The organism is Treponema putidum (assembly GCF_024401155.1).
GTDB lineage: Bacteria > Spirochaetota > Spirochaetia > Treponematales > Treponemataceae > Treponema_B > Treponema_B putidum.
Window position 1 is genome coordinate 252788 of the sequence record NZ_CP038804.1, and the last position, 18614, is coordinate 271401.

At 37.2% G+C, this 18614-nt stretch carries 18 protein-coding genes; 12 read left to right on the plus strand and 6 right to left on the minus strand.

All coding sequences use genetic code 11. The features are described from left to right. Positions 1-1002 (minus strand): cyclic nucleotide-binding domain-containing protein, encoded by a 1002-nt coding sequence (locus E4N74_RS01205; protein WP_044978702.1) that lies wholly within the window; start codon positions 1000-1002, stop codon positions 1-3. Positions 1003-1099: 97 nt separating this feature from the next. Here E4N74_RS01205 and E4N74_RS01210 point away from each other — a divergent pair, with 97 nt between their 5' ends. The 5 genes from E4N74_RS01210 (at position 1100) to E4N74_RS01230 (ending at position 5452) form a co-directional block, all read left to right on the plus strand. Next, positions 1100-1975 carry a PHP domain-containing protein gene (locus E4N74_RS01210; RefSeq protein WP_044978703.1) on the plus strand — a complete coding sequence of 292 codons (876 nt, stop codon included), beginning with the start codon at positions 1100-1102 and terminating at the stop codon, positions 1973-1975. Between the two features lie 10 nt (positions 1976-1985). After that, positions 1986-3245, plus strand: coding sequence for a class I SAM-dependent RNA methyltransferase (locus E4N74_RS01215; protein ID WP_255818539.1), 1260 nt, complete (start codon positions 1986-1988; stop codon positions 3243-3245). 112 nt (positions 3246-3357) lie between these two features. Beyond that, positions 3358-3948, plus strand: a complete 591-nt coding sequence (gene yedF, locus E4N74_RS01220) for a sulfurtransferase-like selenium metabolism protein YedF (protein ID WP_044978705.1) — start codon at positions 3358-3360, stop codon at positions 3946-3948. A 42-nt stretch (positions 3949-3990) separates the two neighbouring features. Further along, a complete protein-coding gene (locus E4N74_RS01225; RefSeq protein ID WP_255805880.1) occupies positions 3991-4314 on the plus strand; it encodes a putative Se/S carrier protein in 324 nt (107 codons plus the stop codon). Further along, the gene (locus tag E4N74_RS01230; protein ID WP_044979741.1) at positions 4301-5452 is read left to right on the plus strand and encodes an aminotransferase class V-fold PLP-dependent enzyme; all 1152 of its coding nucleotides are present in this window, start codon (positions 4301-4303) and stop codon (positions 5450-5452) included. The genes E4N74_RS01225 and E4N74_RS01230 overlap by 14 nt, the downstream gene beginning before the upstream one ends. 74 nt (positions 5453-5526) lie before the next feature. Here E4N74_RS01230 and secF read toward each other — a convergent pair whose 3' ends face one another. The 3 genes from secF to yajC are packed head-to-tail and all read right to left on the minus strand — an operon-like array spanning position 5527 to position 8996. Beyond that, positions 5527-6768 (minus strand): protein translocase subunit SecF, encoded by a 1242-nt coding sequence (gene secF / locus E4N74_RS01235; RefSeq protein WP_044978707.1) that lies wholly within the window; start codon positions 6766-6768, stop codon positions 5527-5529. Further along, positions 6752-8533 (minus strand): protein translocase subunit SecD, encoded by a 1782-nt coding sequence (gene secD, locus E4N74_RS01240; RefSeq protein WP_044978708.1) that lies wholly within the window; start codon positions 8531-8533, stop codon positions 6752-6754. The genes secF and secD overlap by 17 nt, the downstream gene beginning before the upstream one ends. Before the next feature lie 49 nt (positions 8534-8582). Then, positions 8583-8996: a preprotein translocase subunit YajC gene (gene yajC, locus E4N74_RS01245; RefSeq protein ID WP_255805881.1), complete on the minus strand. Its 414-nt coding sequence runs from the start codon at positions 8994-8996 to the stop codon at positions 8583-8585. 246 nt (positions 8997-9242) lie between these two features. On the opposite strand from yajC, the gene E4N74_RS01250 reads away from it, so the two are divergent. Continuing rightward, a complete protein-coding gene (locus tag E4N74_RS01250) occupies positions 9243-9638 on the plus strand; it encodes a single-stranded DNA-binding protein (protein WP_255805883.1) in 396 nt (131 codons plus the stop codon). A 98-nt stretch (positions 9639-9736) separates the two neighbouring features. Here the strand turns inward: E4N74_RS01250 and E4N74_RS01255 are convergent, their stop codons facing one another. Further along, positions 9737-10537, minus strand: coding sequence for an SDR family NAD(P)-dependent oxidoreductase (locus E4N74_RS01255; protein ID WP_255818540.1), 801 nt, complete (start codon positions 10535-10537; stop codon positions 9737-9739). A gap of 186 nt (positions 10538-10723) precedes the next feature. Between E4N74_RS01255 and E4N74_RS01260 the strand changes: the two genes are divergently transcribed. The 5 genes from E4N74_RS01260 to mnmA are packed head-to-tail and all read left to right on the plus strand — an operon-like array spanning position 10724 to position 16030. Beyond that, positions 10724-11674, plus strand: a complete 951-nt coding sequence (locus E4N74_RS01260; RefSeq protein WP_044978712.1) for a phosphoribosylaminoimidazolesuccinocarboxamide synthase — start codon at positions 10724-10726, stop codon at positions 11672-11674. Beyond that, entirely contained in the window at positions 11671-12147 is a 477-nt protein-coding gene (gene purE, locus E4N74_RS01265) for a phosphoribosylaminoimidazole carboxylase (RefSeq protein WP_044978713.1), read from the plus strand. Before E4N74_RS01260 ends, purE begins: the two co-directional genes overlap by 4 nt. Before the next feature lie 59 nt (positions 12148-12206). After that, positions 12207-13712 (plus strand): hypothetical protein, encoded by a 1506-nt coding sequence (locus tag E4N74_RS01270; protein WP_255818543.1) that lies wholly within the window; start codon positions 12207-12209, stop codon positions 13710-13712. Positions 13713-13724: 12 nt separating this feature from the next. Beyond that, positions 13725-14927, plus strand: coding sequence for an S-methyl-5-thioribose kinase (gene mtnK / locus E4N74_RS01275; protein WP_255805890.1), 1203 nt, complete (start codon positions 13725-13727; stop codon positions 14925-14927). A 5-nt stretch (positions 14928-14932) separates the two neighbouring features. Then, a complete protein-coding gene (gene mnmA, locus E4N74_RS01280; RefSeq protein ID WP_255818546.1) occupies positions 14933-16030 on the plus strand; it encodes a tRNA 2-thiouridine(34) synthase MnmA in 1098 nt (365 codons plus the stop codon). Positions 16031-16091: 61 nt separating this feature from the next. On the opposite strand, the gene E4N74_RS01285 is transcribed toward mnmA, so the two are convergent. Further along, a complete protein-coding gene (locus E4N74_RS01285; RefSeq protein ID WP_338113402.1) occupies positions 16092-17549 on the minus strand; it encodes a S41 family peptidase in 1458 nt (485 codons plus the stop codon). Positions 17550-17779: 230 nt separating this feature from the next. On the opposite strand from E4N74_RS01285, the gene thiD reads away from it, so the two are divergent. After that, positions 17780-18589: a bifunctional hydroxymethylpyrimidine kinase/phosphomethylpyrimidine kinase gene (gene thiD / locus E4N74_RS01290; protein ID WP_255818551.1), complete on the plus strand. Its 810-nt coding sequence runs from the start codon at positions 17780-17782 to the stop codon at positions 18587-18589. Positions 18590-18614 lie beyond the last annotated feature (25 nt).

The following is an 18614-nucleotide window of genomic DNA, read 5'->3' on the forward strand; positions in this document are numbered from 1 at the left end:
TTACGCTCCTTGCAGCCTAGAGCTGCATTCTTTTTGAAGTTCCCGAATTTTTCCGATTATATCGGCACCTGACAAGATGGCGGCTTTATCAAAAAAGGCTATTGCCTTATCGGGCCTTTCCATATCCATATAACACATACCCAGATACATTAGTGCATCTCCTATTTTTGCGGACTTTGGATGCTGGGAAATAAAGCCGGTTAAAAGCTGTAAGCAGCGCACATATTCTTTTTGAGTATGGAGAGTTTTCCCTGCACCTATATATGCCTTGTCGGTAATTTCATCGCCTGCCCCTGCTTCAATTACGGCATGATATTGATCATAAGCGGCTTCAAATTCTCCTTTTTCAAAAAGGTCTTCAGCTTTGTTATAAGCAAGGTAAACCGTGCCGTCGGAAACCGGTGCCGGTTTTTCAGGCTGGATAAAAGAGGCCTCATTATTGTGCCCTTCTGCGTTCCCGAAAGAGCGGCCCGAAGCCTCTGCCGTACTTCTAACTATCTGATCTACTTCCGAAATATATTTTCCGTTAGGGTAAATAGTTTTGTACCTTGCTCCTACCTGTCCGGCCGCCTTATAATGTTGGGAAGAATAAAAGGCATTCATAACATTAAAAAGTCCTTCTTCAGGATTTGTTTCTTCTTCGCTGTCCAAAAGCGAGGCTAATTGTTTATGAATAGCCCTAAGCTGGCGGGAAAACACCTTTATCATCTGTAAAATAATACGGGTGTTGGTTTGTGCAAAGGCTTCAAATTCCTTGCTTGTAAAAGAATAAACTATAGAATCGGTGAGAACCATGGCACTTTCTTCTCTTGGGTAATTTCCCAATGCCGATTTAACTCCAAAGAATTCTCCGGTCTTTATATAGTCGGTAACCTGTTCTCCGGTTTCAATGTCTATAGATGTAAGGGCTATGCTGCCCGTGTTTAAGAGAAAAACACGTTCATCAAAGTCTCCCGAGAAATAAACTACTGAATTTGCCTTATAATTAATAGCCTTAGGCATTACGGCCTCCCAATGCAAAACTTGCGTTCTTATATTTTAGCATATTTTTTAAGAAAAACCTAGCCCTTCTTTGTTTTTTTTGATATAATCTTTTTCTATGGTGGACTTACACACGCATTCAACGGCATCGGATGGCACCTTTACCCCCGCTGAACTTGCCGCCGCAGTTAAAAAAGCGGGCATTTCAGCCTTTGCCTTAACCGATCACGATATCTTAAGCGGACTCGATGAAGCTGCTGCAGAAGCTAAAAGACAGGGTATAATTTTTATACGCGGTGTAGAAATAAGCGTTAAATGGAGTCCCGGAGAACTCCACTTATTGGGGCTTGATTTGCGCAAAGATTCCCGTGAGCTTAACATGCTCTTACAGGATCTGCAAGATGAAAGGATAAACAGAAATCAAAGGATGGCCGAAAAATTAAAAAAGGCCGGTTTTGATATTTCATATGAAAAGGTGAGAGATTTTGCAGGCGGAGATAAAGGCTTAGGCCGTCCTCATTTTGCGGCTTATATGGCGGCTCATAAAATGGTCAAAAAAAATCAGGAAGCCTTTGATAAGTATTTCGCAAAGGGAAGGCCTTTTTTTGAAGAAAAAGAAAATGCAGAGCTTGTTGCCGCAATTTCTGCCGTAAAATCGGCAGGAGGAATTCCCGTTTTGGCCCATCCTATGTCCCTGTATTTATCTTGGTCATCCCTTCCCGATGTTATAGCCGATTTTAAGAGGCAGGGACTTGTAGGGCTCGAAGCTTGGAATTCTTCGACAAAATATAATGATTGTAAAAGATTGGAAAAACTGGCGGCATCCCTCGATATGCCCATAACTGCGGGAAGCGATTTTCACGGTTCAATCCGAAAAGACAGAAAACTCGGAGAAACTTCAAAAAACGGTATAAAGATTGAGGACAGGTTTTACGAAAACTTAAGAGCTCTTCATCCCGATCTTCCGCCCATAAAGCCGAAAGAAAATTCTTAAATAACAACTTATGCAAAAAGAAATTGTAAAAACGCAAAAAATGGTTTTCGGTGCTTCCTGCATAGCTTCCTTAAAAGAAGGTAAGGCCGTTTTTATTCCCTATTCTCTTCCAGATGAAGTTTTGGAAATTTCCATCATAAAAGAACATAAAAATTATACCGAAGGAAAAATCGAAAAAATTTTAGAACCCTCTCCTCACAGGGTAACACCTAAGTGTCCTCACTTTTATGCCTGCGGTGGATGTAACCTCCAAATAGCCGATGACAAATATCAGCATTTTTTACGCAAATCTATGGCCATTGAAGCCCTTGATAGAGCTTTGGGTTTACATAAGGAAAAAGCTGCTTTTGATAAACCGGCTCTTGAAAAGCCCTTTTTTGAAAAGAGCTTTTTTGAAAAAACTGTTTTTGTGAGCGGGCAGGATTGGGCTTATAGGGCACGCTTTCAGTTTTACATTGACAAGGACGGTTCTCTTTCTTTAAAAGAAAATAAAAGTTCCGGTTCGGTAAAGATAAAGGGATGCCCTGTCGCAGTACAGGCAATAAAAAATCTTCTAAAATCGAATTTAAAAGCATATGCTACGAATTCGAGAATCCACATTTTTTCGGACGGAGAAAAAATTTTTACCCAAGATAATGCAAAAGACTGCGAGGTAAGGCTTGCAGGAAAAAGAATTAAATTTAATCCCTTGGGCTTTTTTCAATCTAATTTGGACATGACCGAAAAACTGATAAACACTATTTTTGAGTACGCAGAAATTTCAGAGCGAGTTTTGGATCTTTATTCCGGGGTAGGAACCTTTTCTCTCTTTGCCTATGACCAGGCAAAAGAAATTCACCTTGTAGAACATAATAAACATGCCCTCGCTTATGCTAAGGAAAATTTTTTGATAAATAGGAATAGCTCATCAGCCGGAATTTTCAAAGAAAGAAATGCGAGCTATCCGCCTAAAATTTTTTATCACGGCTTAGACGGAAAAAATTGGCCGAAAACAAGAGAATCAAAACTGAATTTCGATACGGTATTTGTAGACCCTCCTAGGAGCGGTATAGATAAAGAAGTCCTATCTTGGCTTTGTTCAAGCGGCATACGTCAAATCTTTTACATCTCCTGTGATCCCGTAACCTTCGCCCGCGACACGGCAAGCCTTCTTTTATCTGGCTACAAGCTGGAAAAACATTTTCTATTCGATTTTTATCCTCAAACCCACCACATCGAAACCTTGGGGATTTTTAAGAAAGAAGGAATGGGCAATACCATTGTAATTTGAAAGACAAATTTTAAACTATTGATGAGCGGTTTAAACACGCCGATTACGTCATTGACTAATTATAAGTATTTATGATAATATATCTAAAAATTTAATATATCAGGAGTATTTTATGATAGAAGTAAATGCAATGGGACAGGCTTGTCCTATTCCCGTTATTATGGCGAAAAAGGCTGTTAGGGAAAACACAGGTACAAATATCTTGGTTAGGGTCGATAACGAGGCTGCAACTCAAAACCTTTCAAAGATGGCTAGTCAGCTCGGCATAGGTTCCGAAGTAAAAAAAGTTTCGGAAAAGGAATTTACGGTTCTTTTAAAGGCAGAAGCCGGAGTAAATTTAAACCCTGCCGCTGTTCCTCAAATTTCGAACGGAGAATATGCAGTTGTGATAAATTCGGATCAGATGGGTGCGGGGGATGAAGGCTTCGGTAAAAAACTTTTAGAAGGTTTTATCTATGCTCTTACGGAACAGGATGTGCTTCCCAAGTTTGTTATCTGTTATAATTCCGGTGTAAAACTTACAACCCAAAACGAAAAAACCGTAAATGACCTAAAGGCTCTTGCCTCTCAAGGATGCGAGGTACTGTCTTGCGGGCTTTGTTTGGACTTTTACGGGCTTAAAGAAAAGCTTCAAGTCGGTTCTCCTACAAATATGTACCGCATTACCGAAATTATGCGTACCCATTTTGTAGTACGCCCATAGCTTCCCAAGGTAGAGCTGGGCAAAAGATATCGGACTAAAGATTTGAAAACCTACGGACTTTTTTCTTTTTCGTCCTCGCATCATGCGATAGCTGCTGAAGCTATAACTGCTGACGCAGTTACAGCTTCAGCTGAAGTTTCCGATGCTGAAGCATTGGAAACTTCGGAAGAGAATCTGACTGAGGCGAGGCTTATCCCTCTTCCGCCTGAAATATCTGCGGGCTGCGGGCTTGTGTTACGGGTAAATGAAGAAGGCATAACAAAGGCTTCAAGTCTTTTAAAAGGGGCCGAAATCCCTTATACAGGAACTTATCTTTTAAAAATAGAAAACAATAAGAGGTTTGTTGAAAAATATGATTTATCTTGACAATAGCGCAACCACCCTCCAAAAACCTGAAAGTGTAGCTGAAGAGGTGTTTAAGGGAATTGCTTCACATCAATTCGGGAATCCGGGAAGAGGAGCACATAGTACGGCACATGCGGCCCTCACGGAGCTTTTTAAGACAAGGCAAACTTTGGCAAAGCTTTTTAATATAAAAAATCCCTTAAATGTTGCTCTTTGTCAAAATGCAACCGCTGCATTAAACCTTGTCATAAAAAGCCTTTTTTTAGGTAAAGAAAAAGACACTCACATCATAACCACCGCTTTTGAACATAATTCTGTTTTGCGCCCTCTCTATCAGCTCGAAAAAGAGGGAGCGGAACTTTCCATTATTCCTATTCAAGACGGTTTTTTGTGTTATGGGCTAATAGAAAAAGAAATCAAATCAAACACTAAGGCCATTATCGTAAACCACTGCTCAAACGTAATAGGTTCAATCTGTGATTTAGATTATGTTTATTCCATATGCAAAAAACACGGCCTAATCTTAATTGTAGACGCTTCACAAAGTGCTGGCACAATTCCTATCGATGCTTCAAAATACGATCAAAGTATTTTTTGTTTTACGGGGCACAAGGGGCTTTATGGGCCTCAAGGTACGGGCGGCATCATTGTAAACGGGACATTCGATTTTTCTCCCGTATTTTCGGGAGGAAGCGGGGTTCATTCTTTCGATAAAACTCACCCTTCCGAGATGCCCGATATCTTTGAAGCAGGCACCATGAATGTTCCCTCCTTTATGGGCTTAAATGCCGGAGCCTCTTACGTTTTAAAAATGGGCGTTAATTCCATTCAAAAAAAATTAGCCGATTTAAAATTAAGCTTTATTGAAGAAATAAAGACTGTTCCCAATATTAAAATATACGGAAATCCTTGGAGCGAAAAAACAGGGGCTGTAATAGGTATAAACATAGGAGATATTCCCTCTGGAGAAATAAGCCGCCTCCTCGATGAAGAGTTCGGCATCGCAAGCCGGCCGGGAGCTCACTGTGCTCCCTTGGTACACAAGGCTCTCGGAACCGAAGAACAGGGCATAGTCAGGTTTAGTTTTTCTTCTTTCAATACCTTTGAGGAAGTCAAGCAAGCTGCCGAGGCCTTAAAACAAATAGCTAAACACTCATAAAAAAAGCGGCCGATTTTTTCAAACCGGCCGCTTGGCTTAAAATAAATTTTTCCACTGAGATTTATTCTATCTCGTTATATAACCGCTCCTGAAAGTTCACCGGGAGCTTTTTTACCTCTGGTAATCATCTCTCCGGCCTTTTTACCCTTGGAAGTAAGAGCGATAAAATAAGACGCAATATAAATTGACGAATAGGTACCGCTTATAAGACCTACAATTAAGGCCAAAGCAAAATCTTTCATTGAATCGGTAGTAAACAAATAAAGAGCCACAACCGCAACCATAGTTGTAAGGGTCGTAATAATTGTTCGAGTAAGCACTTCGGTTAAGGCTTTATCTAAAACCGCATTGCATTCCAGCTTAGGCTCGAGATTTATCTTTTCGCGGATACGGTCAAAAATAACGATTGTATCGTTTATAGAATAACCTATAATCGTAAGAATGGCTGCTATCGTTGTAGAATTAAACTCCATCTGCGTCCACGATATAAACATAACCATTACTAGCGTATCGTGAAGCAGCGCAATAATTGCAGCCAGTGAAAAATTCCACTGAAAACGGAACATTGCATAAACAAAGATTAAAACCAAAGCTCCGCCTACCAGCAATATTGCCTGTTGTGCCAATGAAGAAGAAAAGCGGGAACCTACAAAGTCCGTACCTATGACTGCAATATTTTCGGGGCCGTAGGCTGCAATTAAGGCGGAATTTATAATCGACCTCAATTCTTGGTTTGCATTTTCATACTTTCCGTCATCGGCAAGCCTTATCTGAAAATACCTGTCTTCCGGAACTCCCAATTGCTGAACCGAAACTGACGGTATTGAAGAAAGAGCATGACGGATCTCATCGGTACTTATCGGTTTAAGCCCTTTTTCCAAATGATGAAGTCTAAGCACATCAGCTGAAAGACGGGAAGAAGACTCCGAATCGGAAAATAAGTCTTTAAGAAGTACATTTCCCGAAGCGGTAATTTTTATCTTTAAGCCTTCAACGGAAGCAAGGCCGTCGGCAAAGTCTTTAAGAGATGGATTATCGGCAAATTTAAAAACATAGGATTTGTTTTCACCATCTAAAGAAGTGGTAGTAATCGAAATATCCGATATACTTTGCGAAAAAGAAACCGTCAAAGGCCCCTCATAAGAAAGTTCTACCGCCGTAGGTGCTATTTTTACCTTTTCTATAAAACCTGCCTGAAAGTCAATGCCGAAATTTATTCCTTTGGTAAAGTAGCCTATTATTCCAAAAATCATGAGTCCTATGCTGAAAATAAAACACGGAACAAAAAATTTCGAAAAACTAATTACTTTTTTCATTTTTTAACTTCCTCCAGCTGATATGAATCTTATTGAATTTTAAAGTTTGAGTTCCGAAATCGAATATTAAGCGTGAAACAAACAAAGCGGTAAAGACGGAGGACACAACACCTATGGCTAAACTGTATGCAAAACCTTTAATCGGGCCTGTTCCAAGGATGGATAGGAAGAAGGCTGCTATAAAAGTAGTTATATTTGAGTCCATAATAGCAGAAAAAGCGTGTTCAAAGCCTGCATTGACAGCGGCTTCCCTTGTCTTACCTAATTTCAGTTCTTCTTTTATTCTTTCAAAAACTACAACGTTAGCATCTACAGCCATACCGATAGTTAAAATCATACCGGCAATACTGGGCAATGTAAGAGTTAGATTGAAGGCTGAAAGGACGCTGAACATTATATAAAGGTTTAAAATTTGAGCAATACAAGCATTTATTCCGGCTTCTTTATAAAATACAAGCATAAAAACTAAAACGGCAATTAAGCCCCATTGTAAGGCCTTAATACCTTCGTTAATTTTTTCGTCTCCTAAGCTGGCTCCTACAACCTGTTGTGTTTCAAGTTGAAGCGGAACATTTAACCATGCGGTTCTTAAAACTGTTTTAAGGTTTTCTGCCTCTGTTGCAGACATTCCGCTTATGCTTCCTGCCCCTCCCGTAATAGGTTCTTTGAGGTTAGGAGCGGATTTTATTTTATTGTCCGAAACTATGGCAAGTCTTTTTCCGACATTGTTTGCGGTTAACTCTGAGAATATTTTAGCTCCTTCTGCATCAAGAGAAAAAGTAACAAGAGGATTATTGGACATTTGGTCTGCGACAGTGTCTACGCTTACCAAGTGCTTTCCTTCGAGGCCTGCCTGTTTTTTTACGACAAGGAAGGGTTCCCTATCATCTCTTTCATCTATACCGTAGGCATCTTTGTGATATACACCCAGTACCATACAGTCTTCAGGGATAATTTCGGGGTTTAAAAGATTGTATTCGGCATCAAAGGTCTTTCCCGGATTGTTGCGGTAATATTCTCTAAAGGCCTGAGTAGCTTCATCATCTACCAAATGAAATGCTAAGATACCTCGCCCCATTATAATGGAGTTTATCTTATCTGCATCTGCAGCTCCCGGCATTTCAATGTAGATTCTGTCATCTCCCTGACGGCGGATAACCGGATCTGTAAGACCGAACTTGTCTATTCGGCTTCTGAGCGTATCCATAGCTAAATTCATGGCAGCTTTCTTTGAGTCTGCTATCGTTTCACTGCTTGCTCCATCTGCAGAAATTGCAGCATCCAAGTCGGCCTTAATAATGACCAACATGCCGCCCGAAAGGTCAAGCCCCAGCTTAACGGCATTTGTTTGGTATTTTTTTATCCCTAAAATGGAATCCCTATATGCAGTTTCTAAAATAGGCTGTGCTATAGGAATGAACTTTTCTTTTGAGGAAAGTTTAAAGCTTGCAGCAACCTCTTGGGCCGTCCATTGAGAGGGAAGCTCCATACCTAAGGCCTTTCGGCGGGCCTTTGCTTCTTTAATTATGGGGGCATATTTTTCAGAAAGAGGCTCGGTTGAATTTGAAACAGCCATTTCTATAAGCTTATCAACATCAGCCCTAGCCATATTTTCGGAATAATCTTTAATCTTTTCTCTGGATGCCAAAGCCAAAGCCTTATCTTCTTTATTCGTCCAAAAATACCATTTTAAAGTAGGATATAAGAAAACAAAGCACAGGGCAATAACAAGAAGAACGATGATAAATCTAACTCTTTTACTCATTATTTATCTCCAAATAGCTGCGGTTTTAATGCAAAAACCGCAAATTTTGTTATTTTGATTCGTTTTGTGAAGCTGTGCCGTCATTTTGGGAGTCGTCAGCCTTTTTTCCGAATAAAGGCTTTTTCTTGTCTTCCTCACCGGCAAAATCAGGCTTAGGGGGTGTATCTTTTAAAACGGTACCTACTGCAGATCGGTTAATTTCTATCTTACAGTTATCATCAACTTTAATAACAAGTGTTTTTTCTTTAGTAGAACTTACAACACCGTGAATGCCGCCGATAGTGATGATTTTGTCTCCCTTTTGAAGCTGAGAAATCATCTTTTCGGTTTTTTGCTGCTCCTTTTTCTGCGGACGTATAAGCAAAAAATAAAAAATAACGAAAACCAAGAGCATTGGTATTAAAAAACCGAAGGAGCTAAAACCGCCTTGAGAAGCTCCTTGTAATAAAGGTATAAAATTCATAAATTCATCCTCTTTAAATTGATTTAAAATATAAATATAGAAAAATACAATATCATATTTTTATATATTCAGTCAATAAGAAAGAATATTAAAAAAAAATAATTTTTTTTTAAAAGTTTACTAAAAACTGCATTTAAAACCATATAATTATATGAAAGCAAGGGAAAGGCGCCTCCCGAACTTTTCAAACATATTGAACAACCGGTTCAAGTTTTAGATTATTTTTTTGATTTTTGGAGGAATAAAATGAAATCATTAAATTCACTTATTATTGAAGGGAACATGGTTCGCGAGCCTGTTTTAAAAACTACGCCTAATGGAACGGCTTTATGTACTTTCTCTATCGCTTCGAACAGAAACTACAAAAAAGATGATAACTTTGTGCAGGAAACTTCCTATTTTGACGTGGAAACATGGGCAAGCCTTGCAAAATTGTGTGAACAAAACGGAGCAAAGGGCAGGGGAGTGAGGGTTGTAGGCAGAATTAAGCAGGACAGATGGGTAGGTACTGACGGTAAAAACTACAGCAAGGTAAAGGTCGTTGCTGAACATGTGGAATTTAAACCTGTCTTTAAGAATGCAGGCGAAAAGACGCAGGCAAAGGAGGAGGTTCTTATTGAAGAAAAAGTAATGGCATTTTAAAACATAATAATTTCCACTTGCTGTCAAGGCCGAATGCGATTTTTTTAAGACATAAAAAATACTTTGCAGTTAAGACTGCACAGGCCTTGTCAGCATCTTTATTCCGCATATAGTTTTTTTATAATAAAAAGGCCGAATTGACGGGGTAAAATTCTATATAAAAAAAGCAAAAAGGCATAGGCCCTATTGTAAGGACAAAAAAATCTTATTCTCTTCTTTTCGGCAAGAGAGGCAACGAATTTTCCTAACTTTTCAGGATTCATACCTTTTTGCTCGTCTTTTTCCATTTTTGTAACACTTTTTGAAATTCTTCCGTTATAAACATCATCTCCCAGATTCGATTTGTTTCTTGCCGCTGTGAATGGGGTTGCAACATCTCCGGGCATTATTAGGGCACAGTCCACACCGAATGGCTGAAGCTCTGCCCTAAAGGCTTCTAAAAGCTTGCCGATGGCCGCCTTCGATGCCGAATAAAAGGCTTGAAATGGAATGGCTATTTCTCCTGCTATAGAACTGATCACAAATATTTTTCCAAAATGTTGAGGCCTCATATAAGAAGCCGACAGTCTTATAAATAGAAAAGCACCGAAAAAATTTACATCCATTTGTTTTTTTGCTTCTGCAAGGCTTGTAAATTCCACTGCTCCCGAAATACCGAATCCCGATGCACAAACGGCTAAGTCAATCCGCCCTTCCTTTTCCCAAATATCTGAAAAGGCTTTTTTAAGATTTTCTTCATCCGTAATATCAAGTCTAAGGTGCTTAGTCTTTTCTTGGGGCAAACTTAAAAATTCTCTGCGGCTTATTGTGTAAACAAAATAATTTTTTAAGATCAGAGCTTTTGTAATTTCAAGACCGATACCGCTTGAGCCTCCTGCCACTATTGCTGTTTTTTTCATAAATATACCCTTTTTAGCCGATTGAAGTTTTACATCATTATAGATAAAATTCTTTTTTTCTTCTATCGGATATCGGAAGGTTTAAATATTTCCTTATAAGATATTTTCTGCTTTTCTTCTATACTTGAAAATTTATACGTCTTCATATATACTTGCTCGGTATAAATTTAGCCTAAGGAGTTTAAAATGATTTCACGGAATGCAGCTTTTAGAGAGTCTAATTTACCTCTCCCTTCAAAACAAACCGGAAAAGTAAGGGATTGGTATTCACCTGAAGAAGGGAAAAGACTGATTGTAACTACAGATAGGATTTCAGCCTTTGACAGGGTTCTTACAGCCCTTCCATATAAGGGACAGGTTTTAAACCAGCTTTCCCTTTGGTGGTTTGAAAATACCAAGGATATAATCAAAAATCATATAATTTCTTGTCCGGATCCTAACTGCATTATCGTAACGGAAGTAAAACCTCTTCCAATTGAAGTAATAGTTCGAGGATATATCACGGGAGTAACTACCACAGCCCTTTGGTACAGATATTCTTTAGGAGAAAGAAATATATACGGGTATGATTTTCCTGAAGGCTTGAAAAAAAATCAGGCACTTCCTAAACCGATCATAACCCCCACTACAAAGGGCGGCCCTACAGGTCATGATGAGAGACTTACCTGCGATGAAGTTGTTTCGCAAGGCTACCTATCAAAAGAACAATGGGATTTTGTACAAAAAGCAGCCCTTGCCCTTTTTGAAAGAGGTCAAAAAAGCGCAAATGAAGCGGGGTTGATTTTAGTGGATACAAAATACGAATTCGGAGTAGACAAGGACAATAATATTCTTTTGATAGATGAAGTACATACTCCCGATTCTTCACGCTATTGGAAACTGGATACTTATGAACAGAGATTAAAAGACGGTAAAGAGCCTGAAAACTTTGATAAAGAATTTGTAAGAATGGCCTATGCTGCAAAAGGTTACCGAGGTGACGGAGAAATCCCCGAGCTCGATGAAAATGTCTGGAACGAAGCTATTCAGCTTTATATTAGAGCTTACGAAAAGTTGACAAAATCAAAATTTATTCCGGGAGAATATCCGGTTGAAGAGCGCATAATAAAAAATTTAAAAAAGGCAGGCTTAATGTGAAACCTCTTGTAATAATTCTTATGGGTTCGGCTTCGGATATGGGGCATGCAGAAAAAATAGCCGAGGAGTTAAGTGTATTTGGAATAGAATATGTAATCAGAATAGGCTCGGCTCATAAAACAGCGGAGCATGTTGTTTCTATGCTAAAAGAATATGAAGCCCTTGAAAGGCCTAAACTTTATATCACCATTGCAGGAAGGAGCAATGCTCTTTCAGGTTTTGTTGACGGCTTTGTGAAGGGACCGACAATCGCTTGTCCGCCTCATTCCGATAGTTTTGCAGGAGCTGATATTTACTCTTCACTTAGGATGCCGTCAGGCATTTCCCCTGCCCTCGTATTGGAACCTAAAAATGCGGCTCTCCTTGCAGCAAGAATATTTTCTCTCTATGATAAGAAAATAGCGGCTTTAGTCAAAATTTATATGGAATCAAATGCTCAAAAAATAATTGAAGAGGATTCAAAACTAAAATAACAATAAAGGCGGTTTTATTTACAATAAATAAACTGCCTAAAAAATTATGGCGGAATAAAATGCATAAACGATTTTTTATAGCGGTCTTGTTATGCTGTTTTTTTGTAGTTAGACCTTACGCACAAAACATAGAGGATAAACTCGATGCTTCTTTATTGCCGAATGATACGGCTTATAAGATTGACATTGTAGAATACAGCATAAAAGGTCTTACTAAGGCCGGCCATTTATCGGCTAAAGTGCCTATAGACAAAAATAGAATATTTGCCTCACGGGAAGAGCTTGATGCATATATTTTAGGACTTAATACGGAATTAAATAACATAAGGACAATTGAAAGGCATGAAATCAGCTTTGAATTTTTAGAACCCAAAAACAATATTATTCCGGTAAAACTTAAAATATATGTTAAAGATACTTGGAATATTATAGCCATACCTTATCCCAGTTTTGATTCAAACAAAGGCCTTGAGTTTAAAATAAAATTAAAAGATTTTAATTTTTTAGGGACTCTTGAACCTCTTACAATCGATTTAATATATAATAGAAACAATGAAGGTAAATCTTCTTTCGAGTTCGGTTCAGGGTTTGCATTACCTTTTTATATTAATCCGGTTAGACTTCTTTGGAGCTCTAGTGAATGGATTAGTATAAACCAAGATAAAAAATTAGACTTTGAGTTTGAGACAGGCTTAAGTGCTTCCTCTAAGTTAGGTGTTGATTGGATTACCCTAACGGCAGGCATCAAACAAAGTATAGATGTATCTGCTTCTCCGTCGGAAAAAGATTATTATCTTACAAACGGGTTTTATACATCGCTGACATTCGATATATATAAAAATCAAACGTTAGGCTCAATCACGTGGACACCTTATTTTGGTATAAACGGTAATTGGAAATTCAAAAAAATGACCGATGAAAAAAGAAAGGGGTTAAATATTAATTGGTCGCATAGTCTCGGGATGGGAAAGGTAAACTGGATAAATAATTTTAGGCAAGGCTTTGCGGCAAGTTTTGATAATAGTTATGAATATAATACTTATAGAAAAGGCCATGTAGATGTTTCTTTTAATTTGGAAACGAAAGGCTTTTATTCTTTTTTAGATCGAGTAGGTTTATACGGTAGATGTGATTTTTATTATAACTTGTTTAATAAAACTTCAGAAAAAAGCGGAAAAATTTTGCGCGGTATTTTAAACAATAGGATTAAGACGGATACGGCTTTTAGTTTTAATTTTGATGTACCTATAAAAATAGGCGTTTTTAAATGGGAAGAAATTACCGGAGTTGAATGGACACGTTTCTTCGGATTTGAGCTGCACGTAACACCGTTTTTGGATATGGCCTTGGTTCATGATACTGAATCAAATACTTATTATAATCCTAAATACGGCTGGTATTCAGGCGGTTTCGAAATAATAATGTACCCGGTAAAAATGAGAAGTATTTATGCACGCATAAGCTATGGGCATGATTTAAGAGAAATAAAAAATAAAGACGGTTATGCAAAGCGTGACGGAAGGCCTATTTCCGAAATTTTTATCGGTATAGGTTTACATTATTAAAACGGAGGCAGAATGCGGTTTAGTTCCCATTATAAAATGGAAGGTGATGATATAATCGATTACGTATTTGAGCACAGTAATTTTTTTGATTCAAATGAAAATTTAATTTGCGAAGAAATAGGAGACGGTAATATAAATTATGTTTACCGGATTTTCGATAATAACACAAAAAAATCTCTCATTTTAAAACAAGCTGATGTTCAAACAAGAGTCCGCCCTGACGGATATTTAAACCCCGACAGGAGTATACGTGAAGCTGAAGTTTTAAAGCTGTATAACGAATCTGCTCCCGATTTTTCTCCAAAAATAATCTATGCAGATCCGGTTATGGCTGCAATCATAATGGAAGATATCGGTTCTTATTCCAATTTGAGAATAGAATTAATGGCCGGAAAAATATTTTACGGAATTGAAAAACTGATTGCCCGTTTTATCGTAGACACAAGCCTCCCTTCCACTGATTTGGTTTTAGGTTATCAAAAAAAATTTAAAGCAGCAGTCAAATTTTATAATCCCGATCTTTGTAAAATTACGGAAGACTTAGTTTTTACTCACCCTTATAAGGATGTGAGACAAAGAAATATTCTATTACCCGAAAATGCCGAGTGGCTTAAAAAAAAGTTTTATGAAGATTCAAACCTCATTGCAAGAGTTGCAGCCTTAAAAGAAAAATTCAATAACTATCCTCAAGCATTGATTCATGGTGACCTGCATTCGGGCTCTATTTTTGTAAAAAATGAAAATGAAGAAACTAAGATAAAAATAATCGATCCCGAATTTGCTTTTTACGGTCCCATAGCCTATGACCTTGGAAATGTTCTTGCCCATTTTATTTTTGCCCAAGGCTATGCAAAATACTCACCTCTTTTTGCCGATAAAGAAACGCAAAGAACAGACTTTTTATCTTGGCTTGAAGACGTAAAAAATAACCTATTTAAATTCTTTTATATTTTTGCAAAAGACTTTCTTATTAAGAACATAAAAGATCCGGTTTATCAAAATGAAATTTTTATTGACAATTATATTGAAAAGATAAAAACAGATGCCGTTTCTTTTTGCGGTACCGAATTAAACAGAAGGATAATCGGTTCTGCAAAGACTGCTGAAATTACAAGCGTAAAAAAAATTGAAAACCGTATTGCCCTCGAAAGGGATTTAGCCGAGTTGGGATCTGCTATGATTTTAAACCCGGAAGAAATTTTAAGAGGACGTTAAACCTGATGAAGGCACTTGTGGGTTTGAGCGGAGGTGTTGATTCCGCCGTTGCGGCAAAGCTATTGATAGATCAAGGCTATGATGTTACAGGAGTTACGATACAGCTCTTGCCGAAATTATCCGGTATTTATAAAGAACAGACCGATGATATTGAAGATGCAAAAAAAGTTGCAGACAAGCTCGGTATTAAGCACATTGTATACGATATGAGGGAAACTTTTAAGGCTGAAATCATCGACTACTTTGTAGAAGAATACAAACAAGGAAGAACGCCCAATCCCTGCTTTATATGTAACAGCAAAATTAAATTCGGCCTTTTTTTAGAGCAGGCTTTAAAAGGCGGCTTCGATAAAATTGCAACAGGACATTATGCAAAAATAGAAAAAACCGAAATTGAAGGCGAAAAAAGATTTTTGCTAAGACAAGCTGAAGATGCTCAAAAAGATCAAAGCTACTTTTTAGCTCTTCTTACTCAAGAGCAGCTTTCCCATTCCATTTTCCCCTTAGGAGGTTTTACCAAAGAAAGAGTTAGGAAAATAGCCGAAGATGCAGGCCTTATAAATGCTCATCGTCCCGACAGCCAAGATATCTGCTTTGTTCCCGATGACGATTACACAAGGGTAATAAATGCTCTTGCATCGGATTCTTTTAAAGAGGGAAAATTTGTAGACATGCAAGGAAACGAAATAGGCCGCCACAAAGGGCTTCAATATTACACGATAGGCCAAAGGCGGGGACTTGCAATTGCAATGGGCTATCCCGTTTACGTTGTAAAAAAAGATGCAAAGGAGAATACGGTTACTGTAGGCAAGAGCGAAGATCTATTTGCCGCAAGCCTCATCACTTCAAATGTAAATATAATCTCAAAAAAAACAATAGATAAAGAAATAGACATTGAGGTAAAAACACGGTACCGCCAACAAAAGAAAAAAGCAAAATTAATTCCGCTAAAAAGTGAAGAGCTTAAACCTACGGGAAAATTTAAAGTAGAATTTATAGAGCCTGAAAAAGCCGTCGCCGAAGGACAGGCTGCCGTCTTTTATGACGGGGATTATATTATCGGAGGCGGAATAATAGAATCGGTTGAGAGGATTGTATTATGAATTGCAGAAATGTCCTTAAATTTGACATTTTGCAAATGTTATATCATTAATATCAAAGACTTCATAGGTTTTCTAAAACGAAATTTAAGCAGGGATCGTTTTGATTTTTAATATCTTCAATCGTATCCATAATAAAAATATCAGGCGATATGCCCTTATTGTTAATTTCCATATTATTGTACATAGTTTTTTGCAATGATAGTACAATTGAAAAATTATTTGTAAGCTTAAATATTCCGATGTTTCCTGTAGCTCCTTTAGTATTTGTTCCGATTAGCCTTATGTTTAATTCTTTACAAAAACATGCAAAATTATCGCAAGCGGAACCGCTTTTGTAAGATGTAAAAACGGTTATATTTTTATTATGGATTTTATATTTATTTGCAGCCGAGATAAGCTTTTCTTCTAATTTTTCCATCTCATTAAATTGCATAAGAAAGTTGTCTATTTGTTGTAATATTTTATCTTCTTCTGCCGACATTAACAATTGATGGGCTTTCATTAATTTAGCATCGTTAATAAAAGTATTTAGTTTTATAAGGGTATCATGATTTATCACCTTTAAATTTGTATCTTTTATTGCAGCCAGAGTAATCAGAATAGGCGTTAATCGGCGTTGAAAATCTTTAATATTGATTGAAGATATTTCAATATCGGTTTTTCCTGTAAGTATTTTTAAAATTGCAAATCCTATACTTGAATTACCGCCGCTATTTTTTCGAATGTCCAAAATAAGATGATCGGAATTTTCTAACAAAGGAATAATTTTTCCAATAAATTCATCTATCATACGGTAATCCCAAAAATTATGTATTTGTATCAAAGCATATTTTTCTTTAATCTTATAAATCGAAAAATTATAGCTTGAATATATCTTATTGAGTTTATCATAATAATCAGGGATTTTATTAAATTTTACATTACCTATGTTCTTTTGAGGAATTGAATATTTCAATTCCAAATTAACTTCATTTTTATCGACCTCAAATGTAAATTTTATTTTTTTATTTTGTGAAGAATATAAAAGCCGTTTTATCATTGAATTTTCAAAAGCATGAGGCGTTTTTACTGGAATATATTTTGCAATATTATTTAATAAATATTTTTTTGTATCTTCATCATTAATTTTTATAAGCTCTGAACCTAGAGGTATTTTTATATTGTTTTCTTTATATGAAAGATAGTATTTCCCGTCAGCATAGTCCACTCCGGCAGGTAAAAAATAAAAAGGAGTGTTTGAGCCTTGTTCGTAAAAAACGGCAGTATGTCCGTCATTGATTACAGCTAATAACTCTTCAAAGTATGTGTAAATTTTATATTTATCGCTTTCATACATAATTTTATTTGAAAGCTCAAAATATTTTTCATTAAGATTATTTAAAATAACATCATTTAAAAAAGGAGAATACTCTTTAATATATGAATATAATTCTGCTAAACTTATAATGTGGTTTTTATTTTGCTCAGCTGTTAAAGTCCTATTAGAGAATGTATCAGTATCAGAACAGCCTAAAAATATTACAATAATACAAATTATAAATACGATTTTTTTATAATATCGCTTCATGCTTGTTATTTTAACATAAATTAAATAGCGTGTAAACAGATATAAGGTATGTTGTTGATTGCTCATTTCATAGGAATTTTCACTTGGCCCTCAAGACAAAGTTCAAAAAAAATGTTATAATCTTTTAAATTGATAAAATGTAAGCTATTATAAATTACGATAGCCATTTTATGGAGGTTACTATGATAAAACTTGCAACAATTGCCGGATCGGATGCTTCCGGAGGAGCCGGTTTGGAAGCCGACTTAAAAACCTTTCAGGAATACGGCGTATACGGAATGGCCGCCGTTACCGTAATTGCAACTATGAATCCCGATAAAGAGTGGGGACATGAGGTTTTTCCTCTTGATGAGCAAACGATAAGAGCCCAGCTTGAAACCATCTTTAAGGGTATAGGTGTTAATGCTGCAAAAACGGGAATGCTTGCAACAAATTATGCAGTTGAACTTTCTGCCGAATACTTAAAAAAATATAATGTAGAAAATTATGTGCTGGATCCTGTGATGGTTTGTAAGGGCGGAGACCTTGCTTTAAACCCCGAGCTCAATAATCTCATTATAAAAAAACTTTTGCCTTTGGCAAAGCTTATTACGCCGAACCTTTTTGAAGCGGGGCAGATTGCAAAAATGCCGACACCTTCTACAATCGAAGAAATAAAAGAAGCCTGCAAGATTATTCACGGAATGGGCGTTCCCTATGTCTTTATAAAAGGCGGACCCAAATTACAGGGAGAGCAATCAGCCGTAGATATTTTTTATGACGGAGAACAATTCTTAAAGGTTGAAGGCGGGCTTATAGATACAAGATGGACACATGGAGCCGGCTGTACAACAGCCGCAGCTATCGCCGCAGGTTTAGGCACAGGCCTTGAACCGTATGAAGCCGTAAGAAGAGCAAAAAAGTTTATCACCTTGAGCCTTCAAAACGGATTCCAGCTTAATAAATGGGTCGGACCCGGTAACCCTGCCGCATGGCGAAAGAGTTTTAATTAATTTGTAATTGCCGATGGGTAATAAG

Bases quoted from the DNA above. Each gene is read 5' to 3' on its own strand.
- E4N74_RS01250 (WP_255805883.1), top strand. From the start codon at position 9,243: ATGAAATCATTAAATTCACTTATTATTGAAGGGAACATGGTTCGCGAG.
- E4N74_RS01215 (WP_255818539.1), top strand. From the start codon at position 1,986: ATGCAAAAAGAAATTGTAAAAACGCAAAAAATGGTTTTCGGTGCTTCC.
- E4N74_RS01255 (WP_255818540.1), bottom strand. From the start codon at position 10,537: ATGAAAAAAACAGCAATAGTGGCAGGAGGCTCAAGCGGTATCGGTCTT.
- yajC (WP_255805881.1), bottom strand. From the start codon at position 8,996: ATGAATTTTATACCTTTATTACAAGGAGCTTCTCAAGGCGGTTTTAGC.
- mtnK (WP_255805890.1), top strand. From the start codon at position 13,725: ATGCGGTTTAGTTCCCATTATAAAATGGAAGGTGATGATATAATCGAT.
- E4N74_RS01230 (WP_044979741.1), top strand. From the start codon at position 4,301: ATGATTTATCTTGACAATAGCGCAACCACCCTCCAAAAACCTGAAAGT.
- secF (WP_044978707.1), bottom strand. From the start codon at position 6,768: ATGAAAAAAGTAATTAGTTTTTCGAAATTTTTTGTTCCGTGTTTTATT.
- E4N74_RS01205 (WP_044978702.1), bottom strand. From the start codon at position 1,002: ATGCCTAAGGCTATTAATTATAAGGCAAATTCAGTAGTTTATTTCTCG.
- yedF (WP_044978705.1), top strand. From the start codon at position 3,358: ATGATAGAAGTAAATGCAATGGGACAGGCTTGTCCTATTCCCGTTATT.
- E4N74_RS01260 (WP_044978712.1), top strand. From the start codon at position 10,724: ATGATTTCACGGAATGCAGCTTTTAGAGAGTCTAATTTACCTCTCCCT.
- E4N74_RS01210 (WP_044978703.1), top strand. From the start codon at position 1,100: ATGGTGGACTTACACACGCATTCAACGGCATCGGATGGCACCTTTACC.
- secD (WP_044978708.1), bottom strand. From the start codon at position 8,533: ATGAGTAAAAGAGTTAGATTTATCATCGTTCTTCTTGTTATTGCCCTG.
- thiD (WP_255818551.1), top strand. From the start codon at position 17,780: ATGATAAAACTTGCAACAATTGCCGGATCGGATGCTTCCGGAGGAGCC.
- mnmA (WP_255818546.1), top strand. From the start codon at position 14,933: ATGAAGGCACTTGTGGGTTTGAGCGGAGGTGTTGATTCCGCCGTTGCG.
- E4N74_RS01270 (WP_255818543.1), top strand. From the start codon at position 12,207: ATGCATAAACGATTTTTTATAGCGGTCTTGTTATGCTGTTTTTTTGTA.